General features: G+C 65.2%; 19 protein-coding genes, 1 other RNA gene, 1 pseudogene and 1 riboswitch. Of the genes and pseudogenes, 9 read left to right on the forward strand and 12 right to left on the reverse strand.

Annotation, left to right across the window (positions count from 1 at the left end):
- Positions 1–114 precede the first annotated feature (114 nt).
- A riboswitch (SAM riboswitch) is annotated at positions 115–228 on the forward strand.
- Between the two features lie 36 nt (positions 229–264).
- From ACEN9K_RS14340 to ACEN9K_RS14365, 6 genes are all read left to right on the forward strand, one after another.
- The gene (locus tag ACEN9K_RS14340; protein ID WP_478223205.1) at positions 265–1,683 is read left to right on the forward strand and encodes an aminotransferase class V-fold PLP-dependent enzyme; all 1,419 of its coding nucleotides are present in this window, start codon (positions 265–267) and stop codon (positions 1,681–1,683) included.
- Between the two features lie 102 nt (positions 1,684–1,785).
- Positions 1,786–2,544: a class I SAM-dependent methyltransferase gene (locus ACEN9K_RS14345; protein ID WP_495634578.1), complete on the forward strand. Its 759-nt coding sequence runs from the start codon at positions 1,786–1,788 to the stop codon at positions 2,542–2,544.
- Between the two features lie 45 nt (positions 2,545–2,589).
- Complete coding sequence (locus ACEN9K_RS14350; RefSeq protein ID WP_018768454.1) at positions 2,590–3,303, forward strand: metal-dependent transcriptional regulator; 714 nt, start codon at positions 2,590–2,592, stop codon at positions 3,301–3,303.
- Positions 3,275–3,712, forward strand: coding sequence for a fluoride efflux transporter FluC (locus ACEN9K_RS14355; protein WP_134163824.1), 438 nt, complete (start codon positions 3,275–3,277; stop codon positions 3,710–3,712). Before ACEN9K_RS14350 ends, ACEN9K_RS14355 begins: the two co-directional genes overlap by 29 nt.
- Complete coding sequence (locus ACEN9K_RS14360) at positions 3,709–4,107, forward strand: fluoride efflux transporter FluC (RefSeq protein ID WP_056388044.1); 399 nt, start codon at positions 3,709–3,711, stop codon at positions 4,105–4,107. Before ACEN9K_RS14355 ends, ACEN9K_RS14360 begins: the two co-directional genes overlap by 4 nt.
- Positions 4,108–4,169: 62 nt before the next feature.
- Positions 4,170–4,547 (forward strand): hypothetical protein, encoded by a 378-nt coding sequence (locus tag ACEN9K_RS14365; RefSeq protein WP_134163823.1) that lies wholly within the window; start codon positions 4,170–4,172, stop codon positions 4,545–4,547.
- Positions 4,548–4,595: 48 nt separating this feature from the next.
- Here the strand turns inward: ACEN9K_RS14365 and ACEN9K_RS14370 are convergent, their stop codons facing one another.
- Positions 4,596–5,579 carry a S1C family serine protease gene (locus ACEN9K_RS14370; RefSeq protein WP_056388045.1) on the reverse strand — a complete coding sequence of 328 codons (984 nt, stop codon included), beginning with the start codon at positions 5,577–5,579 and terminating at the stop codon, positions 4,596–4,598.
- A 162-nt stretch (positions 5,580–5,741) separates the two neighbouring features.
- Between ACEN9K_RS14370 and ACEN9K_RS14375 the strand changes: the two genes are divergently transcribed.
- Positions 5,742–6,206: a pyridoxamine 5'-phosphate oxidase family protein gene (locus tag ACEN9K_RS14375; RefSeq protein ID WP_018768459.1), complete on the forward strand. Its 465-nt coding sequence runs from the start codon at positions 5,742–5,744 to the stop codon at positions 6,204–6,206.
- Positions 6,207–6,218: 12 nt separating this feature from the next.
- Here the strand turns inward: ACEN9K_RS14375 and ACEN9K_RS14380 are convergent.
- Positions 6,219–7,273, reverse strand: a pseudogene (locus ACEN9K_RS14380) (zinc-dependent alcohol dehydrogenase family protein).
- A 10-nt stretch (positions 7,274–7,283) separates the two neighbouring features.
- Positions 7,284–8,162, reverse strand: a complete 879-nt coding sequence (locus tag ACEN9K_RS14385; protein WP_134163821.1) for a hypothetical protein — start codon at positions 8,160–8,162, stop codon at positions 7,284–7,286.
- A gap of 168 nt (positions 8,163–8,330) precedes the next feature.
- Here ACEN9K_RS14385 and ACEN9K_RS14390 point away from each other — a divergent pair, with 168 nt between their 5' ends.
- Complete coding sequence (locus ACEN9K_RS14390; protein WP_018768462.1) at positions 8,331–8,801, forward strand: pyridoxamine 5'-phosphate oxidase family protein; 471 nt, start codon at positions 8,331–8,333, stop codon at positions 8,799–8,801.
- 21 nt (positions 8,802–8,822) lie between these two features.
- Positions 8,823–9,833, forward strand: coding sequence for a zinc-dependent alcohol dehydrogenase family protein (locus ACEN9K_RS14395; RefSeq protein ID WP_478223201.1), 1,011 nt, complete (start codon positions 8,823–8,825; stop codon positions 9,831–9,833).
- A gap of 4 nt (positions 9,834–9,837) precedes the next feature.
- Here ACEN9K_RS14395 and ACEN9K_RS14400 read toward each other — a convergent pair whose 3' ends face one another.
- The 9 genes from ACEN9K_RS14400 to prfB all read right to left on the reverse strand — a co-directional run bounded on the left by ACEN9K_RS14400 (position 9,838) and on the right by prfB (position 20,172).
- Positions 9,838–10,863: an ATP-dependent 6-phosphofructokinase gene (locus ACEN9K_RS14400; RefSeq protein ID WP_018768464.1), complete on the reverse strand. Its 1,026-nt coding sequence runs from the start codon at positions 10,861–10,863 to the stop codon at positions 9,838–9,840.
- A complete protein-coding gene (locus tag ACEN9K_RS14405; RefSeq protein WP_495634579.1) occupies positions 10,860–14,045 on the reverse strand; it encodes an HAD-IA family hydrolase in 3,186 nt (1,061 codons plus the stop codon). Before ACEN9K_RS14405 ends, ACEN9K_RS14400 begins: the two co-directional genes overlap by 4 nt.
- A gap of 87 nt (positions 14,046–14,132) precedes the next feature.
- The gene (locus ACEN9K_RS14410) at positions 14,133–14,594 is read right to left on the reverse strand and encodes a pyridoxamine 5'-phosphate oxidase family protein (protein ID WP_495634580.1); all 462 of its coding nucleotides are present in this window, start codon (positions 14,592–14,594) and stop codon (positions 14,133–14,135) included.
- A 116-nt stretch (positions 14,595–14,710) separates the two neighbouring features.
- Positions 14,711–15,079, reverse strand: a transfer-messenger RNA (tmRNA) gene (gene ssrA, locus ACEN9K_RS14415).
- Positions 15,080–15,152: 73 nt separating this feature from the next.
- Positions 15,153–15,626, reverse strand: a complete 474-nt coding sequence (gene smpB, locus ACEN9K_RS14420) for an SsrA-binding protein SmpB (protein WP_009356865.1) — start codon at positions 15,624–15,626, stop codon at positions 15,153–15,155.
- 83 nt (positions 15,627–15,709) lie between these two features.
- Positions 15,710–17,140 (reverse strand): peptidoglycan DD-metalloendopeptidase family protein, encoded by a 1,431-nt coding sequence (locus ACEN9K_RS14425; protein WP_495634581.1) that lies wholly within the window; start codon positions 17,138–17,140, stop codon positions 15,710–15,712.
- Positions 17,141–17,169: 29 nt separating this feature from the next.
- A complete protein-coding gene (gene ftsX, locus ACEN9K_RS14430; protein ID WP_018768469.1) occupies positions 17,170–18,084 on the reverse strand; it encodes a permease-like cell division protein FtsX in 915 nt (304 codons plus the stop codon).
- Positions 18,081–18,869 carry a cell division ATP-binding protein FtsE gene (ftsE, locus tag ACEN9K_RS14435; RefSeq protein WP_018768470.1) on the reverse strand — a complete coding sequence of 263 codons (789 nt, stop codon included), beginning with the start codon at positions 18,867–18,869 and terminating at the stop codon, positions 18,081–18,083. Before ftsE ends, ftsX begins: the two co-directional genes overlap by 4 nt.
- Positions 18,870–19,056: 187 nt before the next feature.
- The gene (prfB, locus tag ACEN9K_RS14440) at positions 19,057–20,172 is read right to left on the reverse strand and encodes a peptide chain release factor 2 (protein ID WP_018768471.1); all 1,116 of its coding nucleotides are present in this window, start codon (positions 20,170–20,172) and stop codon (positions 19,057–19,059) included.
- Between the last annotated feature and the right edge of the window lie 44 nt (positions 20,173–20,216).

Genomic DNA, 20,216 nt, shown 5'->3' on the forward strand with positions numbered 1-20,216 from the left:
CGGACACCTCCCAAGGCAGGTGCCCGGCGTCGTTTATTCGGCGGCGCGTAACAAAGCCCTTAACAATTGCCGCGGCTTCAGTCCTGGCCGCCCCATGTCCTACGCTTTTATGCAGGTCACGAGTGCCAGCGCAAAACCCCGGTTTGCTGGCCGGCAACCCTCCATTCGCGGTGGGGTGCCCCGGGTGACGACCAGGCCGGTCCGGAGCGGATGCGGCAAGCGCGGATTCCACTATGCCGGAGTCCTGTACCAAGTGAGGTCTCTGTGACAACTGCCACCGTCTCCCCCCAGCCCGTCATTGCCGAAGCTGCCGTCCCCCATGCACGCCACGCCGCAGCCGGCCGGCCGCTCGCTGCCGTCACCGGCGCCGAAATCCAGGCGCCCCTGATTTCGGGCGGCCACGTGCGGTACGCCAACCTCGATTACGGCGCCTCCGCCCCGGCACTGTCCGTAGTGTCCGCTTACCTGAATGAGATCCTCCCCTACTACGCCAGCGTCCACCGCGGGGCAGGATACGCATCCCAGATCAGCACCTCCGTGTACGAGAACGCGCGCAGCATCGTCAGGGATTTCGTGGGCGGCCGCCCGGATGATTCGGTCATCTTCACCCGCAACACGACGGATTCGCTGAACCTGCTGGCCGGCTGCCTTCCCGTGACCGATGGCCGCCACGACGGCGAAGTGCTGTACCTGGACATCGAACACCACGCCAATCTCCTGCCGTGGCAGGGCGTCCCGCACCGCAGCATCGTCGCCGCCGACACCATCACCGGCACCCTTGAGGCCGTACGTGCCGAGCTTGGACAGGGCGGTGTCAGCCTGGTCGCGGTCACCGGGGCCTCCAACGTGACCGGCGAAATCCTCCCCATCCGGGCGCTGGCCGCGCTGGCCCACGAACATGGCGCACGGATCGTGGTGGATGCGGCCCAGCTCGCGCCGCACCGCCGCATAGACATCAGCGCGGATGACGTCGACTACCTCGCCTTCTCCGGCCACAAGCTGTACGCGCCCTTCGGCGCCGGCGTCCTGGTGGGGCGCCCGGACTGGCTGGACGCCGGCGTCCCGCACCTCGCCGGCGGCGGCGCCGTCAAGGAAGCCAGGCTCGACGGCGTCAGCTGGGCCACCGGCCCGGCCCGCCATGAGGGGGGCTCGCCGAACGTCCTGGGGGCCGCCACGCTGGCCCGCGCCACGCAGGTCATTGCCGGCCTGGACCAGGAACGCTGGCACGCCCACGAGTCCGCTATCCGCTCCTTCCTGGTGGAGGGACTCCAGCGGATCGACGGCGTCACGGTTCACCAGATCTTCAAGGACACCAACCCCGAAACGGACACCATCGGGGTGGTCAACTTCTCCGTCGAGGGATACGACGCAGGACTGGTGGCGGCGTACCTTTCGGCAGAGCATGGCGTGGGCCTGCGTGACGGGCGCTTCTGCGCCCATCCCCTGCTGAAGCGCCTGGGCCTGCCGTCCGGTTCCCTCCGCGCCAGCTTCGGCGTCGGTTCGCGCCTGGAAGATGCCGAGCGCCTGCTGGCCGGCATCCAGGCGCTCCGGAGCAACGGGCTGGGCTGGGACTACGTGGTGGACGCAGGCCGCTGGGTCCCTGCCAACGACACCCGCACCTACCCGCACTGGGCGCCCAACACCCCTGGAACAGCCGGCGCAGCGCCCTGCATCGACGACTGACGCCGGAGACCGGCCACTCCTGTTTCAGCCGGCTGACCGTGCGTCAGGGGAATGCGGTAAATTCGAAAGGTACCGCAGGACGTCAGCTGAAGGAGGCCACGCGTGGTTCGGGGTGGCCCCAAGCTTGATCACGGGCGGCGCAGGGAACTGGGCCGGAGCTTCCAGGACGGCGGCAGGCACTACCAGCGCGTCCGGCCCGGCTACCCTGAGGAGTCCGCCCGGTGGCTGGTGCCCGCCGACGCCCATGAATCCCTCGACGTTGGTGCCGGTACCGGAAAGTTCACCGCGCTGCTGCTGGACATGGGGCTGGACGTCACGGCCGTGGACCCCTCGGCGGACATGCTCGCCCAACTTACGGAACACTACCCGGCTGCCACGGCGATGCCGGGGACTGCCGAGGCGACAGGCCTGCCCGACGCCAGCTTCGACGTCGTCACCGTAGCCCAGGCGTGGCACTGGTGCGACGCCCTGGCGGCAAGCACCGAACTGGCCCGCGTGCTGCGCCCGCACGGAACCCTCGGCCTGGTGTGGAACCAGCTGGACACCTCAGTGCCCTGGGTGCACCGGCTCTCCCGGATCATGCACGCAGGCGACGTCTACCGGCCGGGGCACAAGCCCGTCATCGGCCCGGAGTTCCAGGGGCTCGAAGGGCATGTCACCCACTGGCAGGACACAGTGGACACCACGGACCTAATGGAACTCACTAAATCCCGCAGCTACTACCTCCGGGCCGGCGAGGCAACGCGGGCCAAGGTCCTGGCCAACCTGGACTGGTACCTGCACGAACACCTTGCCTACACCCCTGACCAGGAAATCGACCTTCCCTACCTCACCCTGGCTTGGCGGGCCGTCAAGGCATGACGGCGCATCCCGTATGGCGCCTGCAGAGCCGGTAGGCTTGGATTCGTGAAGACCAGCGCGCCCTCCTCCTCGATCGAGGATTACGTCAAGGTCATTTATTCCTTTACCGAATGGCAGGACAAGCCCATCACGTCCTCCCAGCTCGCACAGCGGCTGGGGGTGGCAAATTCCTCGGTTTCGGAAATGGTCCGCAAACTCAAGGACCAGGGCCTGGTGGACCACAAGCCCTACAGCGCCGTCACGCTGACCGAGGCCGGCCTGCGGCTGGCGCTGTCCATGGTCCGGCGCCACCGGCTGATCGAGACATACCTTGTCCAGCGGCTCGGATACAGCTGGGACGAAGTCCACGATGAGGCTGAACAACTCGAACACGCCGTATCGGACACGTTCATCGAACGGGTCGCCGCCAAGCTCGGGGACCCGAAGCGTGACCCGCACGGCGATCCAATCCCCACGGCGGACGGGCAGGTGCTGATGCCGCGCGCGCACCTCCTCGCCGAGCTGGACCAGGGACATACCGGCAGGATCACCCGGATCAGCGACGACAACCCGGAACTGCTGCGCTACCTGGCCGCCCAGGCCATCGACCTTGATGCGGACGTCGAGGTGGTGGGACGGCGGCCTTTCGGCGGAGCCCTGGTGGTGCGGATCGGTGGTCCCGGCGGCGCCCGTGAGTACGATTTCGCTGAGGAAATCGCCTCGGCGCTCTGGGTCTCCAGCGACGCGCCGCATGCCGGCTGCGCCCTGGACGGGCTCTGACGTGGCGTTGCCCACCGCCCGTGCCTGGCTGGCTGTCGCCGCCGGCGGACTGATCGGCAGTGAGCTGCGCTACGGGCTGGGCCTGGCGTTTCCGGACGCGCCCGGTTCGGTCCCGTGGGCCACGCTGGGCATCAACATCAGCGGCAGTTTCGTCCTCGCGGCTTTGACCACCGTCTGGATGGCACGCCCGCACACGGCCTTCTGGCTGCGCGCCGGCATCGGGCCGGGCCTGCTGGGTTCCTTCACCACCTTTTCCGCGGTCATTTTCGCCTCCGACCAGTTGGCACGCGCGGGTGAGCACCCCGTATGGCTCCTTTACCTGGGCTTGTCGCTGTTGCTCGGCCTTTCGGCGGCAGGCCTGGGCTGGCGCACCGGAAGGCTCATCGCCCGGAACCGGGGCCCGGCATGATCACGGCAGCCCTGGTGGGAGTGTTTGGCGTGGCCGGGGCGCTGCTGCGGTTCGGGATCGACAGCTGGTTCGCACACCACAGCAGCATCCGCAGCGTCCGCACCGATGGCCGTGCGGCGTTGCACTGGCCCTGGGCCACCCTGCTGGTCAACGTCGTCGGCTGCTTCATCATCGGTCTGGCGCACGGCCTGACCGCCGGGCTGGGACTGGGCGCGGAATGGCAGGTGGGTTTGGCCACCGGACTGGCCGGCGGACTTACCACCTTCAGTTCGTGGACCACCGCCACCATCCGCCTGCTCAGCGAAGCACGGTTCGGCGCCGCGGCCCTGAACGTGGCGGTTAACCTGGGCCTTGGCTTTGCTGCCGCGGCCGCTGGCAGTGCACTGGCTTCCTAGCGACGCTGTTCCCGTTGGGGGCCCGGCCGGCGATTTGGCGGCCTCCCGTATGGTGGAAGGTGATGATCAGCAGACGCGACGCCGCAATAACCCTTGATGTTCCCCTTGAGATGGCGCAGCGCCACGGCCTGCCGAAGTGGATGACGGAGGCCGAACTCCGCGCCATCCTCGACAATCCTCCGCCATGGCTGGTGCAGTCGCGCGCCAACCGGACGGGCAAGCGGCCGGTGTGGGTGCACCTGGAATGCGCCGTCTGTGGCTATGAGGAGGCGGCCCGGCCCAAGAAGTGGTGGCCGGACTTCACCTACGTGGTATGCAGCCATCATGCGCCTTCCGATGTTCCCGCCGTCCGCCCCGGGTGCGTCCGCAGCGAGTACGACGGCGTGGGGACCCGTTTCGTGGGCATCGCGGACGTGGAAGCGCCTCCGCTCCGTCCTTAGGCCCGCCCAGGTGACGTGCCCCGGGGACCTTCGGTCCGGCGTCGGGCATTATCCTGCGCCGTTGCCTGTCATTTCTTCCGGGACGGCGGTGAGGTGCAGCTCGGTGCCGTCGCGGAGTACCTTCACGTCCAGCGGCTCGCCGATGGCATCGGAAAACAGGAGCCGCTGCAGGCTTTCGGCGTTGCTGACGGGACGGCCTCCGGCGGTGACGATAATGTCACCCGCGGCAAGGCCTGCTTTGTCCGCCGGCGAGCCGGGCAGGACCTCCACGACGCGGAGCCCTTCGCGCAGCCCGCTGCGGATCACAGCGCTGGGGTTGAGCTGGATGGGCGTGCTGACAAGGCCCAGGTAGGCACGGCGTACCCTCCCGTCTGACAGGAGCGCGGAGATGATCCTGCGGGTGGTGGCATTGATTGGTATGGCGAGCCCCAGCCCGGCGCCCGCCACTGCGGTGTTGATGCCGACGATCCTGGAGTGCGTGTCCGCCAGCGCTCCACCGGAGTTGCCTGGGTTCAGCGCTGCGTCCGTCTGGATAACGTCCTCGATCACCCTCCTGTTGCCGCCCGCCCAGACTGGAATGGCCCGGCCCAAACCGCTGACCACGCCCGCGGTGACTGACCCCGCCAGGCCCAGTGGGTTTCCGACGGCAATCACAAGCTGGCCCACGCGCAGGGTCTCGGCCGCGCCGAACTGAGCAGGTGGCACCTTGGGCCGCGAACCGTGGACGACTGCTAGATCGGACAGGGGGTCGGCTCCCACCAGTTCCAGTTCCATCCGGCTCCCGTCTCCAAACACCGCAAAACCGTGCCGGGTGCCTGCCACGACGTGTGAGTTGGTGAGCAGGTATCCGTCCTCCGTGAAGAGAACGGCCGAGCCGGCGCCCACCCTCACCCTGCCGTTGCCCCTATTCGCGGTCATCTCGATGGCTGCCACGTGGGGCGTAACCGCTGCCGCGACACGCATGACCGTTTGCGAGTACGAGTCCAGGACGTCCTCGTCTCCGGTGGATATGGGTTCCCGCGCCTGTTCCATGACGCACCTCCGGTCTGGTGCCGCTTCCGGCAATCCATGCCCTTTACGGGTCCTTACGGGAGACAACAATGGCCGGGCACGGTCCACTCCCGGTGGAACTACGCCGTGGGTGAACGCGGGCATTGCGGTGCGGTGCGGCTGTCAAGGCTTTAGGATCGGAGCATGACTGACTCCCCTGCAGGGTCTCAAACGGAAATACTGAACGCTGAGGAGTGCTGGCGGTACCTTCGGTCCTCCTATATCGGGCGGCTGGCGGTCATCAACGGTGACGTTCCCGAGATTTTTCCCGTGAATTTTTCGGTCGCCGGTGACACCCTGCTGTTCCGCACGGCGCCGGGGACCAAGCTCCGTGCCCTGCTCAGCGGCTCGGTTGCCGCCTTGGAGGTGGACGGCCTCAACCCATACGCCACTCAGGTCTGGAGCGTTGTCGCCAAGGGCAGGCCGCAGCCATTCGATGAAGCCAGCATGAAGCTTCCGGAGGAAGACGCCGACAGGGAACCTTGGGAACCGGGGATCAAGGACCACCTGGTGGCCATTACCCCCACCGATATCACCGGCCGCCGTTTCGCTGTCACGCCGCGGACCCGCTGGTGGCCGCCGGTCGATTTTTCCGCCGACTGGCTGTAGCGGCCTGCGTTCTCACGCCGTGATGATCACTTTGAGGGCCTTGGTTTCGGCTGCCCGGGAAAACGTGTCGTAGGCGTCAAGGAACTGGTCGAAACTGAAATGGTGCGTGGCGAACTTCTCCGCCCTGATCTTCCCTGGGCCACAAGCTTGAGCAGCATGGGCGTCGTGTTGGTATTCACCAACCCCATGCTGATGTTGATGTTTTGGATCCACAGGTTTTCCAGGTGCAGCTCCACCGGTTTTCCGTGCACCCCAACGTTCGCCACCGATCCACCCGGCCGCACTATGTCGGTGCACATGCCAAATGTTGCCGGCACGCCAACAGCTTCGATGGCCACATCGACGCCCTGTCCGCCGGTCAGGGCCAGGACCTGTTCCTTCCAGTCACTGCTGCCGGAAATGACAGTGTCCGTGGCGCCGAACTCCCTTGCCTTCGCCAGGCGGTTGGCGTCCAGGTCGATGGCCACCACAGTCGCTGCGCCGTACAGTCCTGCCGTGGTGATCGCCGCCAGGCCCACCGGCCCGGCACCAACAACGGCCACGGTGTCGCCGGGCTTCACCCGGCCGTACTGGACACCTATTTCGAATCCGGTGGGGAGGATATCGGAGAGCATGACGGCCTGTTCGTCGCTGACGCCCGAGGGCAGCAGGTGCAGCGAGTTTTCGGCGTACGGCACGCGGACATACTCCGCCTGGGTCCCGTCGATCAGGTGTCCGAAGATCCACCCGGTGCCTTTCTGGCCTTCGCCTCCCAGGCAGTGCGAATAGAGTCCGGTCTTGCAGTTGGCACAGTGGCCGCAGGATTTGATGCACGAGATGATGACACGGTCATTCACCTTCAGGCCGGTCACGGAAGACCCGGTTTCCACGATGGTTCCCACCGCCTCATGTCCCAGGATCCGGCCCTTTTCGACGGCGGGTACGTCACCTTTGAGGATATGCAGGTCGGTGCCGCAGATCGTGGTGGTATCGACCTTGACGATGACGTCGCCGGGTTGCTGGATCCGGGGGTCGGGGACATCAGTCCATGACTTGTCACCCGGTCCGCCGTAGACGAGGGCTTTCATGTGTCTCTCCTTACTGTGTGGGACGGATTCTCCGACGTTCGCCGCCGGCTTGCGCGGACAGCTGATGGTTGGGCTGCGGGCCGGCGGGACTGGCTGCCGGCGGATCCAGTGCCTGGAGTTTGGCTATGTGCAGGCTTCCGAGCACCAGGAAGAGCCCCGAGAGCCCAAGGGCGGGCAGCAAGGCGGCCAGGCTTGGTTCTGCACCGAACAGGGGTTTGACCAGTTCACCCACCGCCAGGGAGAAAATGAGGGTGAAACCCAGGACATACAGGGCCGGGAGAAGCAGCAGTCCCGTACGGTGGCCCCGGTACGTGAGGAAGGACAGGATCAGGAACCCGGGCATGATGAAGCAAAGGTCCAGGATGAAGATCGAGTAGAGGGAGTCAATCTGCTCGCCGCTCCGCATCAGGGGCAGGAGCATCCCGATCCACAGAGGGTAGAAGATCAGCGGCTGAAGGATGGCACCGGCCGCTGACACCAGCCTCAGTGCACGGGGAAGGGAGGCGGATGGCGCGTCGCGGTCCATGGTGGCCCCGGCGGTGACCATGGCCCAGAATGACACTGCGAAGACTGCCATGTAGAGCAGGTACAGGCCGTTGTACGTCCGCTCAATGACGTAGATCCCGTATGCGTAGAAGAGGTAGCCAAGGAGCCCCAGTGCCACGATCTGGTATTTGGCCCTGTGCGGGCCAACCGCGTAGGCCAGGTACAGCAACGCGAGCCCGGCCGCTACGGAGAGCAGGTCCTGGGAGTAGGCGCCGGGGATCAGGTCAGCGGCAACCACCCTGTTGTAGATTCCGGGCCGCCAAAGCCCCGTTGCCGCAGCGGCGAGCGCCAGCAGTCCGGCAACAGCCCACAGCAGGCGGTTGAGGAACAGATGGGTCAGCATGGGCCACCTTTCACCGGAAGATGAGCGTTTCCCGGGCGTCCCCACAGCGTCCCATTGGGCCGGCCGGACCCCAAGTGCCATTGGTCCTTCCTTGGGCATTGGTCCTTCCTTGGAGGCCGGGCCTTTATGCCCTTACGGGAGGCGGGAGAGTTGCCTACGCTGTGGCCTATGACTGAGAAAACGAACGTGCCTGTGCCGGAAATCCTTGACGCGGACGAGTGCTGGACGCTCCTCGCCCAGACCGGGGTGGGGCGCCTGGCCGTCATCGCCGATGGCCATCCGGATGTCTTTCCCGTCAATTACAAGGTGGACGGCAGGACGCTGGTTTTCCGCACCGGCGGCGGTACCAAGCACCAGGCCCTCCAGTCGGAAGCCACCGTGGCCCTCGAAGCAGATGCGGTCAGCTCCCAATTCGGGCTCGCATGGAGCGTCGTGGTCAAAGGCACGGCTGTTGAAGCGACGCCCACGGGCCCTGACCTGGATGACGTCAAGCGGGCGCTGTTTCCATGGCAGGGCGTGGGGCAGGAGCACTTCATCCGCATCACGCCGGAGTCAATAACGGGGAGGCGCTTCACGGTGGACGCACCACTGCTGTGGCAAACCTCGCTGGACGACGCAACCCGCGCCGGTTTCGAGTAGGAATTACGGGCAGGAGACACCGTGCGCGCATGGTGGGTGAACGGGCCGGGCCCCATATCCACCCACCCGCTGGTTCAGGGACTCCGTGCCACTCCCACGCCTGCGGCCAACGAACTCCTGGTGGAAGTGACTGTCTGCGGTGTTTGCCGCACCGACCTCCACCTCGCTGAAGGAGACCTGGCACCGCACCGTGCGCAGACTGTGCCCGGGCATGAAGCAATCGGCGTGGTTGTTGAGGCAGGAGTTGCCTGCTCCCGGTTCAGGACTGGCGACAGGGTGGGTGTGGCGTGGCTTGGCGGGGTTTGCGGCAGGTGCGACTACTGCCGCCGGGGTGATGAAAATCTGTGCCAGTCGCCCGTCTTCACCGGCTGGGACAGGGATGGCGGCTATGCCGAGTACTTGACGGTTGCGGAGGACTTTGCCTACCCGGTACCTCCAGCCTTCCCGGATGAGCAGGCGGCACCACTGCTGTGTTCGGGCATCATCGGGTACCGCGCGCTGAAGCGCGCCGCCCTTCCCGTGGGTGGCCGCCTTGGCATTTACGGCTTTGGCAGCTCTGCCCACATCACCGCCCAGTTGGCGCTTAAACAGGGCGCCTCCGTGTATGTCATGACCCGGTCTGACGGCGCGCGGTCGCTCGCCCTGGAGTTGGGAGCTGATTATGCGGGGGACGCTTATGACCAGCCGCCGGTACCGCTCGATTCCGCCATTCTTTTCGCACCGGTTGGAGACCTTGTCCCGGCTGCGCTGCGCGCCCTGGACCGGGGCGGAACGCTTGCCATCGCCGGAATCCACCTAAGCGACATCCCGGCCCTCAATTACACCAGGGAGCTCTTTTTTGAACGGCAGGTGCGGAGCGTGACAGCCAATACCCGGGCTGACGGGCGTGAGTTCCTGGCTCTCGCAGCCAGGCTTTCGCTTACCCTCACCACCACGGCCTACCCGTTCCAGGCTGCGGCCAAGGCACTTGAGGACCTGGCTGCCGACAGGATTACCGGTTCGGCAGTCCTGCGGGTCCGGCCGGAACAGTAGCCTCTCATCCAAACAGGACGGCGGCCTCCTGGTACCGCGCTTCAGGGACCACCTTCAGTTCCCCCAGCGCTTCTTCAAGGTCGACGTTGACAATGTCCGTGCCGCGCAGCGAAACCATGGTGCCCCACCTGCCGGCGGCTGCCGATTCGACGGCGGCCAGGCCCAGCCTGGTGGCAAGGACACGGTCGAAGGCCGTGGGTTCGCCGCCACGCTGGATGTGACCCAGGACGGTGGCGCGCGTTTCGATGCCGGTCCGCAGCTGCAGTTCTCCTTCAAGCAGCAGTCCGATGCCTCCCAGCCGCGGGCGTCCGAAAGTATCCAGGCCACGGGGCGCGTACGGTGCTTCGTGGCCTTCAGGAGCGAAGGCCTCGGCCACCACCACGAGCGGAGCCCTGCCCCGGTCACGGGCTGACAGCACCCACGAGCAAATTTGGTCCAGGGACACCGGATGTTCAGGTATCAGGATGGCGTGCGCGCCCGATGCCATCCCGGAATGCAGTGCTATCCAGCCCGCACTGCGGCCCATGACCTCGGCCACCATGCACCGGTGGTGCGACTCGCCGGTGGTCCGGAGCCGGTCGATGGCTTCGGTGGCGGTCTGCACCGCAGAATCAAAGCCGAAGGTGTAGTCGGTGGCGCCGAGGTCATTGTCGATGGTCTTGGGCACTCCCACCACGTTGATGCCCTGGGAGCAGAGTTCCCGGGCGGCTGCCAGTGTTCCCTCTCCCCCAATGGCAATCAGGCCGTCCAGTTCGTTGTGCCGGACGCAGGCACGGACACCCTCGATTCCATTGCCCACCAGCGGGTTGGTCCGGGACGTGCCCAGGATGGTTCCACCCAGGCGGGCGATCCCACGGACACTCGTACGGGGCAAAGGGTAAATGTCCTGCTCCAACACACCCCGCCAACCGTCCCGGAACCCGATGAATCCATAGCCATGCGAAACGTGTCCGCCCAGCACGGCTCCCCGGATGACCGCGTTCACGCCCGGGCAGTCACCGCCACTGGTGAGGATCCCCAGCCGCTTCACCGGACCACCACCCCCGAAGCCCGGACAGGCAACGGAAAATGGAGGGTTTGCCCGGGAGGAAGGACCTCGTCATTGCCATGCACCTGCACCTTGATGGGGCCGGCGTCACCGGGAGCAGAGGCGATGCTCATGTCCCCGTCCTTGAGATGTATGCGGAGGCGGTGTCCCCGGTAGAGGACCTCAAAGGCAACGGCGCGCAGCCCGGTGGGGAGGTTGGGTGCAAACAGGATCGTGTCACCGCTGAACCGGAGCCCCGCAAAGCTGCGCTGGACCACGTCGATGGTTCCGGCCATCGCGCCCAAATGGATGCCCGCGCGCGTGGTGCCGTGCTGGGTATCGTCAAGATCGGCGTCGAGCGCTTCCCGGAAACTGTCCCACGCCCGGTCCGCGTCCAGGCCCGCAAGGACGGACGCGTGGGCAACCCTGCTCAGGGTGGAGCCGTGCGCCGTCCTGGCCAGGTAATACTCGATCGTCTTGTTGAGGTGTTCCGCCGTGAATGCATACTGAAGCCGCCGAAGAATGCTGACCAGTCCGTCGTGCCCCAACAGGTACGGGAGCATCAGGACGTCGGCCTGCTTTGCCAGTTTGTAGCAGTTGGTACTGTCATCTTCGGCCTCGAGGATGAGGTCCAGCCGCTCAATGTCGCCGTACCTGTCCCGGTAGTGGTCCCAGTCGAGTTCCTTCAACGACCCGTAGCCCTCGAACTGGCTAATGACGCCGTCCTCGTGAAAGGGGACGTACATCGCCGATCCCACGTGCGCCCACCCGGCGGTTTCCTCCTCTGTGACACCCAGGCGTTCCATGAGTACGGCACGTTCGCTGCCGTGCAGGAAGGCCATGATTCCCCTTGCCGTGGAGCAGGCCCATGCCGCCATGACATTGGTGTAGGCATTGTCGTCCAGGCCGGGTCCGTCGCTGCCGGGATAGCCGGTGTGGTATTCGTCCGGTCCCACGACGCCGCGCAGGTGGTACCGGCCCTCCTGCTGGTCGTAGTCCGCCAGTGAGCGGAAGAAACGGGCAACCTCGATCACCAGTTCCGCCCCCTTTTGCAGGAGCCAGATCTTGTTACCAGTGGTTTGGAAGTACTGCCAGGCATTGAACGCGACAGCAAGTCCGGAGTGCACCTGCAGGTGCGAGTGGTCCTTGACCCACCTGCCGGACCTGTCGTTGTACAACCATTTGGGCGTTTCCTCGGTTCCGGCGCTGGCGCTTTGCCACGGAAATTTCGCCCCTGCCAGACCTTCCAGGGCCGCGGCATGCCGGGCGGCGGGAAGCCGCCGCCACCTGTAATCGATGACGGCACGCGCAACCTCAGGCGTCCTCGAGGCGAGTACCGGCAGGACGAACAGCTCATCCCAAAAGACGTGGCCCCGGTAGCCCTCGCCGTGGAGTCCACGCGCCGTCACGCCGGCATCCAGTTCGGTCGTATGGTGTGTCAGTGTCTGCAGCAGATGGAATATGTGCAGGTTCAGGACAAGGCGCACCTGGACCGGGGCATCGATCTCCACCATGAACGGCCGCAGCTCGCGCCGCCACGCTTCCTCGTGCGCCGTCAGCAGCGAATCGAAGTCCCCGGGGATACGCGCCAGGACCGCACGGGCACCGGCTTCCGGAGAGGATATGGCACGGTCACGGGACGTCACCACTGCCACCGTCTTGGTGATCCGCACCGCGGCGCCGGCACTGAGGGACAGCAGAAGAGTCTGGAAATGGAAGGCCCCTTTCCTGCCCTCCTCAACTCCCTCCGCTTCCGGGAATACCTGTGTTCGATAGGCCGCGGCGATGCGGATGAGGCTCTGGGTAGTTTCCACTTCGACGACGGAGGCAGCAAGCGCGGACGGCTCAGGGATGGAGCGGTGGGAGGCTGTCCTGTCAGCGATGTGGACGTCCGAACCCTGGGCATGTTCGGGGAGGTTGGCGTTGCGGACCCCGGCGTTGACACCGCTGCGGACCTCCACCTGACCGCTCCAGCCCAGCGCGGTGATAACCGTCTCAAGGACCAGCAGATGGGGCTCGGCCATGGACGCGAAACGGGTTTGCACTACTTCCAGCCTGCGGTGGTCGGCTGTCTCCAGCAGCAGCCGCCGCTCCAGTACCGCCCGTCTGAGGTCCAGGACCCTGTGCTCGCGGACCGAGGTCATTCCGCCCTCCGACCACCACTGCTGGCCCGGCAGGCGCAGGTCGAGCGGCAGGCAGTTGGGGGCGTTGACCATGTGTTCTTCCAGCAGCGTCTCGCCGCCGGCTTCCGCGCGGACACGGTTGTAGACGCCGGCGAGGTACATGCCCGCGTAGCTGAAGCTGCCGCCTTCGGGCGCCGCCCCGCGGACGCCCATGTAACCATTGCCCAGCGTGGTCAGGGCTTCCCGGTGTCCCTCGTGTGCGGCGTCGAAACCTTCATAGACGAGGTGCCAGGCGTTGCCGATGACCTGGCCCAGATCCAGCTCCCCCACGTCGTTGAGGACGGTATGGGCGCCGGCTGCCTCAAGCTGCCGGCGGTTGCCGGTCCGGTCGATTCCGACAACGAGGCCGAAGTCACCCCGGCGGCCGGCCTCAACCCCCGCCGCGGAGTCCTCGATCACCACCGCATGTGGCGGGGAGACCCCAAGCCGCGATGCGGCCGCAAGAAAGACGTCCGGCGCCGGTTTTCCGCGCAGGCCGAGCCGGGCCGCCGTCGTTCCGTCCAGCACCACCCTGAAGAGATCCTGGATGCCCGCCGCTTCCAGGACCAACCCGGCGTTCCGGCTTGAGGTGACCACAGCAGTGGGCACTGCCGCGCCCGCTAGCCTCTGCAGCAAATCCAGGGTGCCTGGGTAACTCTGGACGCCGTCGGTCCGGAGGTGTTTCAGGAACAGTTCGTTCTTCCAGGCACCCAGGCCGAACCCGGTCCATGCGCCGGCTTCGTCCGTCTCGTTTCCCTTCTCAACCTGCACTCCCCTGGCAGCCAGGAACCGTACCACCCCCTCCTCCCGCGGCATCCCGTCGATGAAGGTGAGGTAGTCATTCCTGCTGAGCGGGGCACGGTTGGCGCCGGCAGGGACTCTTGGGTCACGCAGGATCCGGTCGAACGCATCTTTCCAGGCAGCCTGGTGGACCAGCGCTGTATTGGTGACCACCCCGTCCAGGTCGAAGATGACGGCGTCAAAGGGTGGCTTGGCAGCAGCGGCGGTGGGCGACCCGATCATAGGTCAGTGGTACCAGCAAAGCGGTCATTCCGGACAGGGCCCTAGGGCCCGGCGCGGCCGCCGGGCCACGACGCGGCCACTGGAACCCTATGTCTTTGCGCCGGCTGTGTGCCCCACGTGGCTCCACCAGGTCAACGGGGACGTGATGGAAAAACGCCTGCCCGTTACGGAGTTGGGAACTATCCGGACAAAGTGCTCCTTTTCACCGGCCTGCCAGGGAAACAGGGTAAGGCCTGCTCCCTTCATCAGTTCCTCCGATGGCTCGAGGATGACGGCCTTGCCTTTGACCAGGACGCTCCATGCTTTGGCGGCATCATGGCCGTCGGCTTCCAGGGCGACGGCGAGCGGCCCGCCTGCTGCGCGCAGTTTCGTTCCCTCCCCCGTCCGGAAGACCAGCGATTCGTGGTCCACTTTGTAGTTGACCGGGAACACCTCCGGGTATCCGTTCACCAGCACTGCCAAATGGCCGACGGATACTCCACGCAGGAGGTCCCAGCACGCTCCGGCGTCCAGGACTTCGGTAGGCGTTTGCGGTGGATCGTTGTGCATGCAGTCGAAGGTAACGGCTTGCCGGGCCAGCCCGGTAGAGCATTTAGGCCCGGGTCCCCTTGCCTTGACGGGCAAAGAAAAACACCCCGGTCCGAAGACCGGGGTGTTTTACCCGTGGGTGGAGATGGGGGGAATTGAACCCCCGTCCGATGTCGTGTTGTCAGGGCTTCTCCGGGCGCAGTTTGCGTCGGATTTTCTCGGCCCCAGCCATGCTGCAAACAGCTGGCTGATCCGGGCCCAGTCATCTAAAAGTCCCGTTTACTCCGATGACGGGAGCAAACAGCAGTGGCTATCTAAATGACGCCAGGATCCGGGGCGATAGCAACCCCGGGCTGACGGACTGTCTTACTGCTTAGGCAGCAAGAGCGAAGTCAGTGCGCTTAGATTCGGCACTTATTGGTTTGCAGAAAGCGTTTACGAGATAATTCTGCATCCTCGGCCCGCTTCACCTGTCGCGACTAACACCGTCGAAACCGATCATCCCCGTATTTTGTTACCAAACCGGCTGGCAAGCCTGCCGGACTATCCATACTAACGCATGACCCGTGGAAATAATTCCTACCGGCGCCGGTTGCGCTCGCGCATCTCACGCTGGGCTTCACGGTTGTCCTGCTGTTCCCGCAGCGTCTGCCGCTTGTCGTATTCGCGCTTGCCGCGGGCAACACCGATTTCCACCTTGGCCTTGCCGTCCACGAAGTACAGCTGGAGGGGAACAATGGTGTAGCCGGACTCCCGGACCTTGTGGGAGATCTTGATGAGTTCTTCCCGGTGCAGCAGCAGCTTGCGGCGCCGGCGTGCCGCGTGGTTGGTCCAACTGCCCTGGTTGTATTCGGGAATGTGGATGGCTTCCATCCACAGTTCGTCGTTATAGAACGTGCAGAATCCGTCCACCATGGAGGCGTGGCCCTCACGCAGGGACTTCACTTCGGTGCCCATCAGCGCGATGCCGGCCTCGTAAGTGTCCAGCACGTGGTAATCGTGCCGGGCCTTGCGGTTGGTGGCCACTACCTTACGGCCACTTTCTTTAGGCACGGGGAAACTCCTCGGGTTCAGGTCGGGTGCCTCCGGGCCTGCGGCGCGGAGCTATACCAGTCTACGGCAGCAGCGCTTCGCCCCTACAGCAATCCCATGGGGTCGACGGCGGCACCATTGAGCCAGGTTTCGAAGTGGGCGTGGCAACCCGTGGAGTTGCCGGTGCTGCCGGAGTAGGCAATGAGCTGGCCCTGGGAGACCCTCTGCCCATTCGAAACCACGATGCTGGAGTTGTGGTAGTAGATGGTGGTGAGCGTATTGCCCTGCACCACGCCGTGATCGATCTTGACGCGCCAACCGCCACCATCGGCGGAATTCCAGCCTGAGCTGAAGACCTCACCGGCAGCTGCCGCATACACGGGCGTGCCGCAGGCTGCGCCAAAGTCGATTCCGGTGTGCATGTATCCACCGGTGCCATAGAAGTCGATGGTTCCCGGCGGGGTGGTGCGGTAGCCAAAACCGGAGGTGATGGGGATGCTGCCGTCGAAGGGGTGGCGGAGGCCAAACGCCGACGGCGATCCCGCGGCGGGCGGGACGTACGGCTGCGCGGGCGGGGCCGGGCGGTTTGCGGCGGCCGCGGCCGCGGCCGCCGCAGCGGCAGCAGCAGCCGCCTGCCTGCGCTGCTCGGCTTCCCAAGCTTCACGGGCCCTGCGGTCGCGTTCGGCGATCTCGTTGGCCACCTGGTTCTGGTTGGCCTGGACGCCGGCCAACTGGGCCTGGATGCCGGGCTTTGCCGCCTGGAGTTCGGCATCGAGGCGGGTGGTGTCCGCAATGAGCTGGTCGACTTGGGCCTTCTTGGCCGCAGCCTCGTCGCGGGCGGCCTTCTCCCGCTCCAGGGCGGCGTCGGCCTTGGCCTTGAGGTCCTTGATCTCAGCTTCGACAGCTTGCAGGCGCGCTTCGGAGTTGACGTTGGTGGCGTTCTGCTGGCTGAGCTTGTCCATGGCTGCGTTCTGGCTGCGCATGGCCTGGTCCGCAAGGTCCATGGTTTCGGTCAGGCTGCTGCCGCTGTTGGAGCCGAAGAAGAGCGACAGGTTCGAAGGAACGCCGCCGGATTTGTAGGCCTGGGTGGCGATCTGCCCAATCAGTTTCTTGGTGTCCGCGATCTTTTGCTTGTCCGTCTCCAGCTGCTGGGTGATCTTGGCCTTGTTCTGCTGGGCCATGTCCACGCGGGCCGACAGCGCCTCTACCTCCTTGACAGCCCCGGCTACCCGCCCCTGTGCCTCAAGGAGTGCCTGCTGGGCACCGGGCAACTGTCCCTGGTAGATCACCAGGTCGCTGGCGGCCTTGGCGATCCGGGAATCGACGAATTCGAGGGATGCCTGGACGCGTGCGGCTTCGGCCTCGAGCGCGGCTTGGCGGTCTTCGAGGTCGTCGGCGAAAGCGACGGGTGTGGCAAGGGCCATCCCGGCCGAAAGGATGACGGTGAGCACGCCGCTGACGATCCCCAAACGGCGGGCAGCGGTCCGCCCTCGGCTGTGCCGGGGGCTGGGCAAGGTTTGGTGAATGAGGTTCATGGGCATTCCTAGGTCGCGGTGTGCACAGCCTAAACGCGCAAATATCTACGTAAGGTCAAGAGAGACGAAATTCCTGCCAAGGATCCGCCAAGGATTATCAGCGCCGGGGCGATGATCAGGGTCTGCCCGGATGAGATAAAGGCCGTATCCGGGTATTGCCGCGACATATAGTCGCCCAGGAAGTATTGCGCTACGGCCCACAGGGTGCCCGAGGCCAGGGCAGCGCCGATGACGGCTGCTATGACGCCTTCCAGGATGAACGGCAGCTGGATCACGGTTTTTGAGGCACCGACCAGGCGCATGATTCCGGTTTCGCGGCGCCGGCTGAACGCGGAGAGCCTGATGGTGGTGGCGATCAGCAGGATGGCGCAGACGATCATGACCCCTGCGATGCCGACCGCCACAAGGGACGCACCGTTCATCACCGAGAAGAGGCGTTCGAGGAGCTGGCGCTGGTCGATCACCGTTTCCACGCCTGGCTGGGAGGAAAACGTCTCGCTGATGATCTGGTACTTTTCCGGGTCCTTCATGTTGATCCGGAACGATGCGGGCAGCTGGTCCGGCGTCACGGAATCGACGATCGGAGAGTTCGAAAACTGGTCCTTGAAGTGCTTGTAGGCCTCATCCTTGGACTCGAACTGAAAGTCGTTGATGTACTGCGCCACGGCCGGGGACTCAAGGAGCGCGTTCAAGCCCTGTTGCTGCTCAGGGGTGACTGGCCCGGAAGCGCAACCCGGCGCCGTCGAACCTTCACTGCAAAGGAAGATCGCCACCTGGACCTTGTCGTACCAGTAGCCCTTCATCTGGTTGATCTGCATCTGCAGCATTCCGGCCGCACCCACGAAGGTGAGGGACACGAACGTCACCAGGATGACCGAGACCACCATGGAAAGGTTGCGGCGCAGCCCGCTGCCGATTTCCGAAAGGATGAATGCGAGCCTCACCGCTGGGCCTCGCCTTCAGCGCCGTTGCCCGGCAGGCCGCCGTCGGGCGTTTCCCTGCCACTGGCGTCCTTAAGGCGCCTGGACTGGCCGACGACGGGAATCATCGAGGTGTACAAGGCCTTGGCTTCGTCGCGGATCACCACGCCGTTCCTGAGTTCGACCACCCGTTTGCGCATTTCGTTGACGATGTCGTCATCGTGGGTGGCCATCACCACGGTGGTTCCGTTCTGGTTGATCTTGTCCAGGACGCCCATGATTCCCATGGACGTGGTGGGGTCCAGGTTTCCGGTGGGTTCGTCCGCGAGGAGGATCCCGGGCCGGTTGACCACGGCACGCGCGATGGCCACGCGCTGTTGCTCGCCGCCGGACAGCTCGTGCGGCATGCGGTGTTCCTTGCCTTCGAGGCCGACGGTCTTCAGGACCTCCGGGACGGTGTCGCGGATGACGCTGCGGCTCTTGCCGATGACCTGCATGGCGAACGCCACGTTGGCGAAGACATTCTTTTGGGGCAGGAGGCGGAAGTCCTGGAACACGACGCCGATGCCCCGGCGGAGGCGCGGAACACGCCAACTGGAAATCTTCGCGACGTTTTGGCCCGCCACGTAAACAGCGCCGGAGGTGGCGCGGTCTTCCTTCAGCACCAGGCGGAGGAAGGTGGATTTTCCGGAGCCGGACGCACCGACAAGGAAGGCGAATTCGCCGCGGTCAATCTCAAGGGTGACAGAGTCCAGCGCCGGACGGGCTTTCTGGTCGTAAACCTTGGTGACATTTTCGAATCGGATCATGGCCCTAAGTACCCTGCAGGGCATGGCTGATTCTTGTGATGCAGCCCAGTTCTGCAGCCGGTGCACGGGTTTTCGTTTGGGGAAAGTAGGGCCCCGGCCCCTCGACTATACGCAGGGTCCCCCGTGCTTCGACCTGCTTTCGGGGGCGTGTCGCTGGATCAGCTGCAGGACGGCGGGGCCGGCAGGCCTACTTTTCGGCGTTGCGGTTGTCAGTACGCCAGCGGATGCCCGCATCGATGAAGTCGTCAATCTCGCCGTCGAACACTGCGGACGTGTTGCCCACTTCGTGCTCGGTGCGCAGGTCCTTCACCATTTGATACGGGTTCAGAACGTAGGAGCGCATCTGGTCACCCCACGAAGCTTTAACATCGCCGGCCAGCGCCTTCTTCTCCGCATCCTCCTGCTCCTTCTTCAGCAGCAGGAGCCGGGACTGCAGCACGCGCATGGCGGCGGCGCGGTTCTGCAGCTGCGATTTCTCGTTTTGCATGGAAACCACCGTGCCGGTCGGGATGTGGGTGAGGCGGACGGCGGAGTCCGTGGTGTTGACCGACTGGCCGCCGGGGCCCGACGAACGGAACACGTCCACCCTGATTTCGTTGTCCGGGATGTCGATGGAGTCCGTCTGCTCGATCAGCGGAATGACTTCCACGGCGGCAAAGGACGTCTGGCGGCGGCCCTGGTTGTCGAACGGGCTGATCCTGACGAGACGGTGGGTTCCGGCTTCCACGCTGAGCGTGCCGTACGCGTAGGGAGCCTTCACCTCGAAGGTGGCCGACTTGAGCCCGGCCTCCTCCGCGTAGGACGTGTCCATGACGGTGGTGGGGTAGCCGTGCCGCTCGGCCCACCGGAGGTACATGCGCATCAGCATCTCGGCGAAGTCTGCGGCGTCCACACCTCCCGCGCCGGCGCGGATGGAGACCACGGCTTCGCGTTCGTCGTACTCGCCGGACAGCAGGGTGACCACTTCCAGGTCCTTGAGGGCTTTCCTAATGGACTCAAGTTCTGTCGCGGCCTCCCCCATCGAGTCCGCGTCGTCCTCGTCCTGCCCAAGCTCAACGAGGACTTCAAGGTCGTCGATCCGGGATGCCAGGCTGGTGAGTCGCTCCAGTTCGGACTGGCGGTGGGAAAGCCGGGAGGTGATTTTCTGCGCGGCCGCGGGGTCGTCCCAAAGGTCCGGCTCCCCTGCCCGCTCGCTGAGTTCGGCGATGTCTTCCTTGAGTGTCTCCACGTCGCTGACGCGTTCAATGGACTCGTAGGTGGCGCGCAGCGCCCGGATTTCAGCGGAAAAATCAATATTGGCCATGGTTGTTTAAGCCTACGCTATGGAGCGGTACGGCCCGGCGCTGC

It is taken from the genome of Pseudarthrobacter sp. Pseusp20 (genome assembly GCF_059492155.1).

What these genes read in the sequence shown, in the direction of transcription:
- ftsE (WP_018768470.1), bottom strand. Translation starts at nt 18,869, where the DNA reads ATGATCCGATTCGAAAATGTCACCAAGGTTTACGACCAGAAAGCCCGT.
- ACEN9K_RS14385 (WP_134163821.1), bottom strand. Translation starts at nt 8,162, where the DNA reads ATGCTGACCCATCTGTTCCTCAACCGCCTGCTGTGGGCTGTTGCCGGA.
- ACEN9K_RS14375 (WP_018768459.1), top strand. Translation starts at nt 5,742, where the DNA reads ATGACTGACTCCCCTGCAGGGTCTCAAACGGAAATACTGAACGCTGAG.
- ACEN9K_RS14360 (WP_056388044.1), top strand. Translation starts at nt 3,709, where the DNA reads ATGATCACGGCAGCCCTGGTGGGAGTGTTTGGCGTGGCCGGGGCGCTG.
- ACEN9K_RS14410 (WP_495634580.1), bottom strand. Translation starts at nt 14,594, where the DNA reads ATGCACAACGATCCACCGCAAACGCCTACCGAAGTCCTGGACGCCGGA.
- ACEN9K_RS14425 (WP_495634581.1), bottom strand. Translation starts at nt 17,140, where the DNA reads ATGAACCTCATTCACCAAACCTTGCCCAGCCCCCGGCACAGCCGAGGG.
- ACEN9K_RS14355 (WP_134163824.1), top strand. Translation starts at nt 3,275, where the DNA reads ATGCCGGCTGCGCCCTGGACGGGCTCTGACGTGGCGTTGCCCACCGCC.
- ACEN9K_RS14405 (WP_495634579.1), bottom strand. Translation starts at nt 14,045, where the DNA reads ATGATCGGGTCGCCCACCGCCGCTGCTGCCAAGCCACCCTTTGACGCC.
- ACEN9K_RS14370 (WP_056388045.1), bottom strand. Translation starts at nt 5,579, where the DNA reads ATGGAACAGGCGCGGGAACCCATATCCACCGGAGACGAGGACGTCCTG.
- ACEN9K_RS14365 (WP_134163823.1), top strand. Translation starts at nt 4,170, where the DNA reads ATGATCAGCAGACGCGACGCCGCAATAACCCTTGATGTTCCCCTTGAG.
- ACEN9K_RS14390 (WP_018768462.1), top strand. Translation starts at nt 8,331, where the DNA reads ATGACTGAGAAAACGAACGTGCCTGTGCCGGAAATCCTTGACGCGGAC.
- prfB (WP_018768471.1), bottom strand. Translation starts at nt 20,172, where the DNA reads ATGGCCAATATTGATTTTTCCGCTGAAATCCGGGCGCTGCGCGCCACC.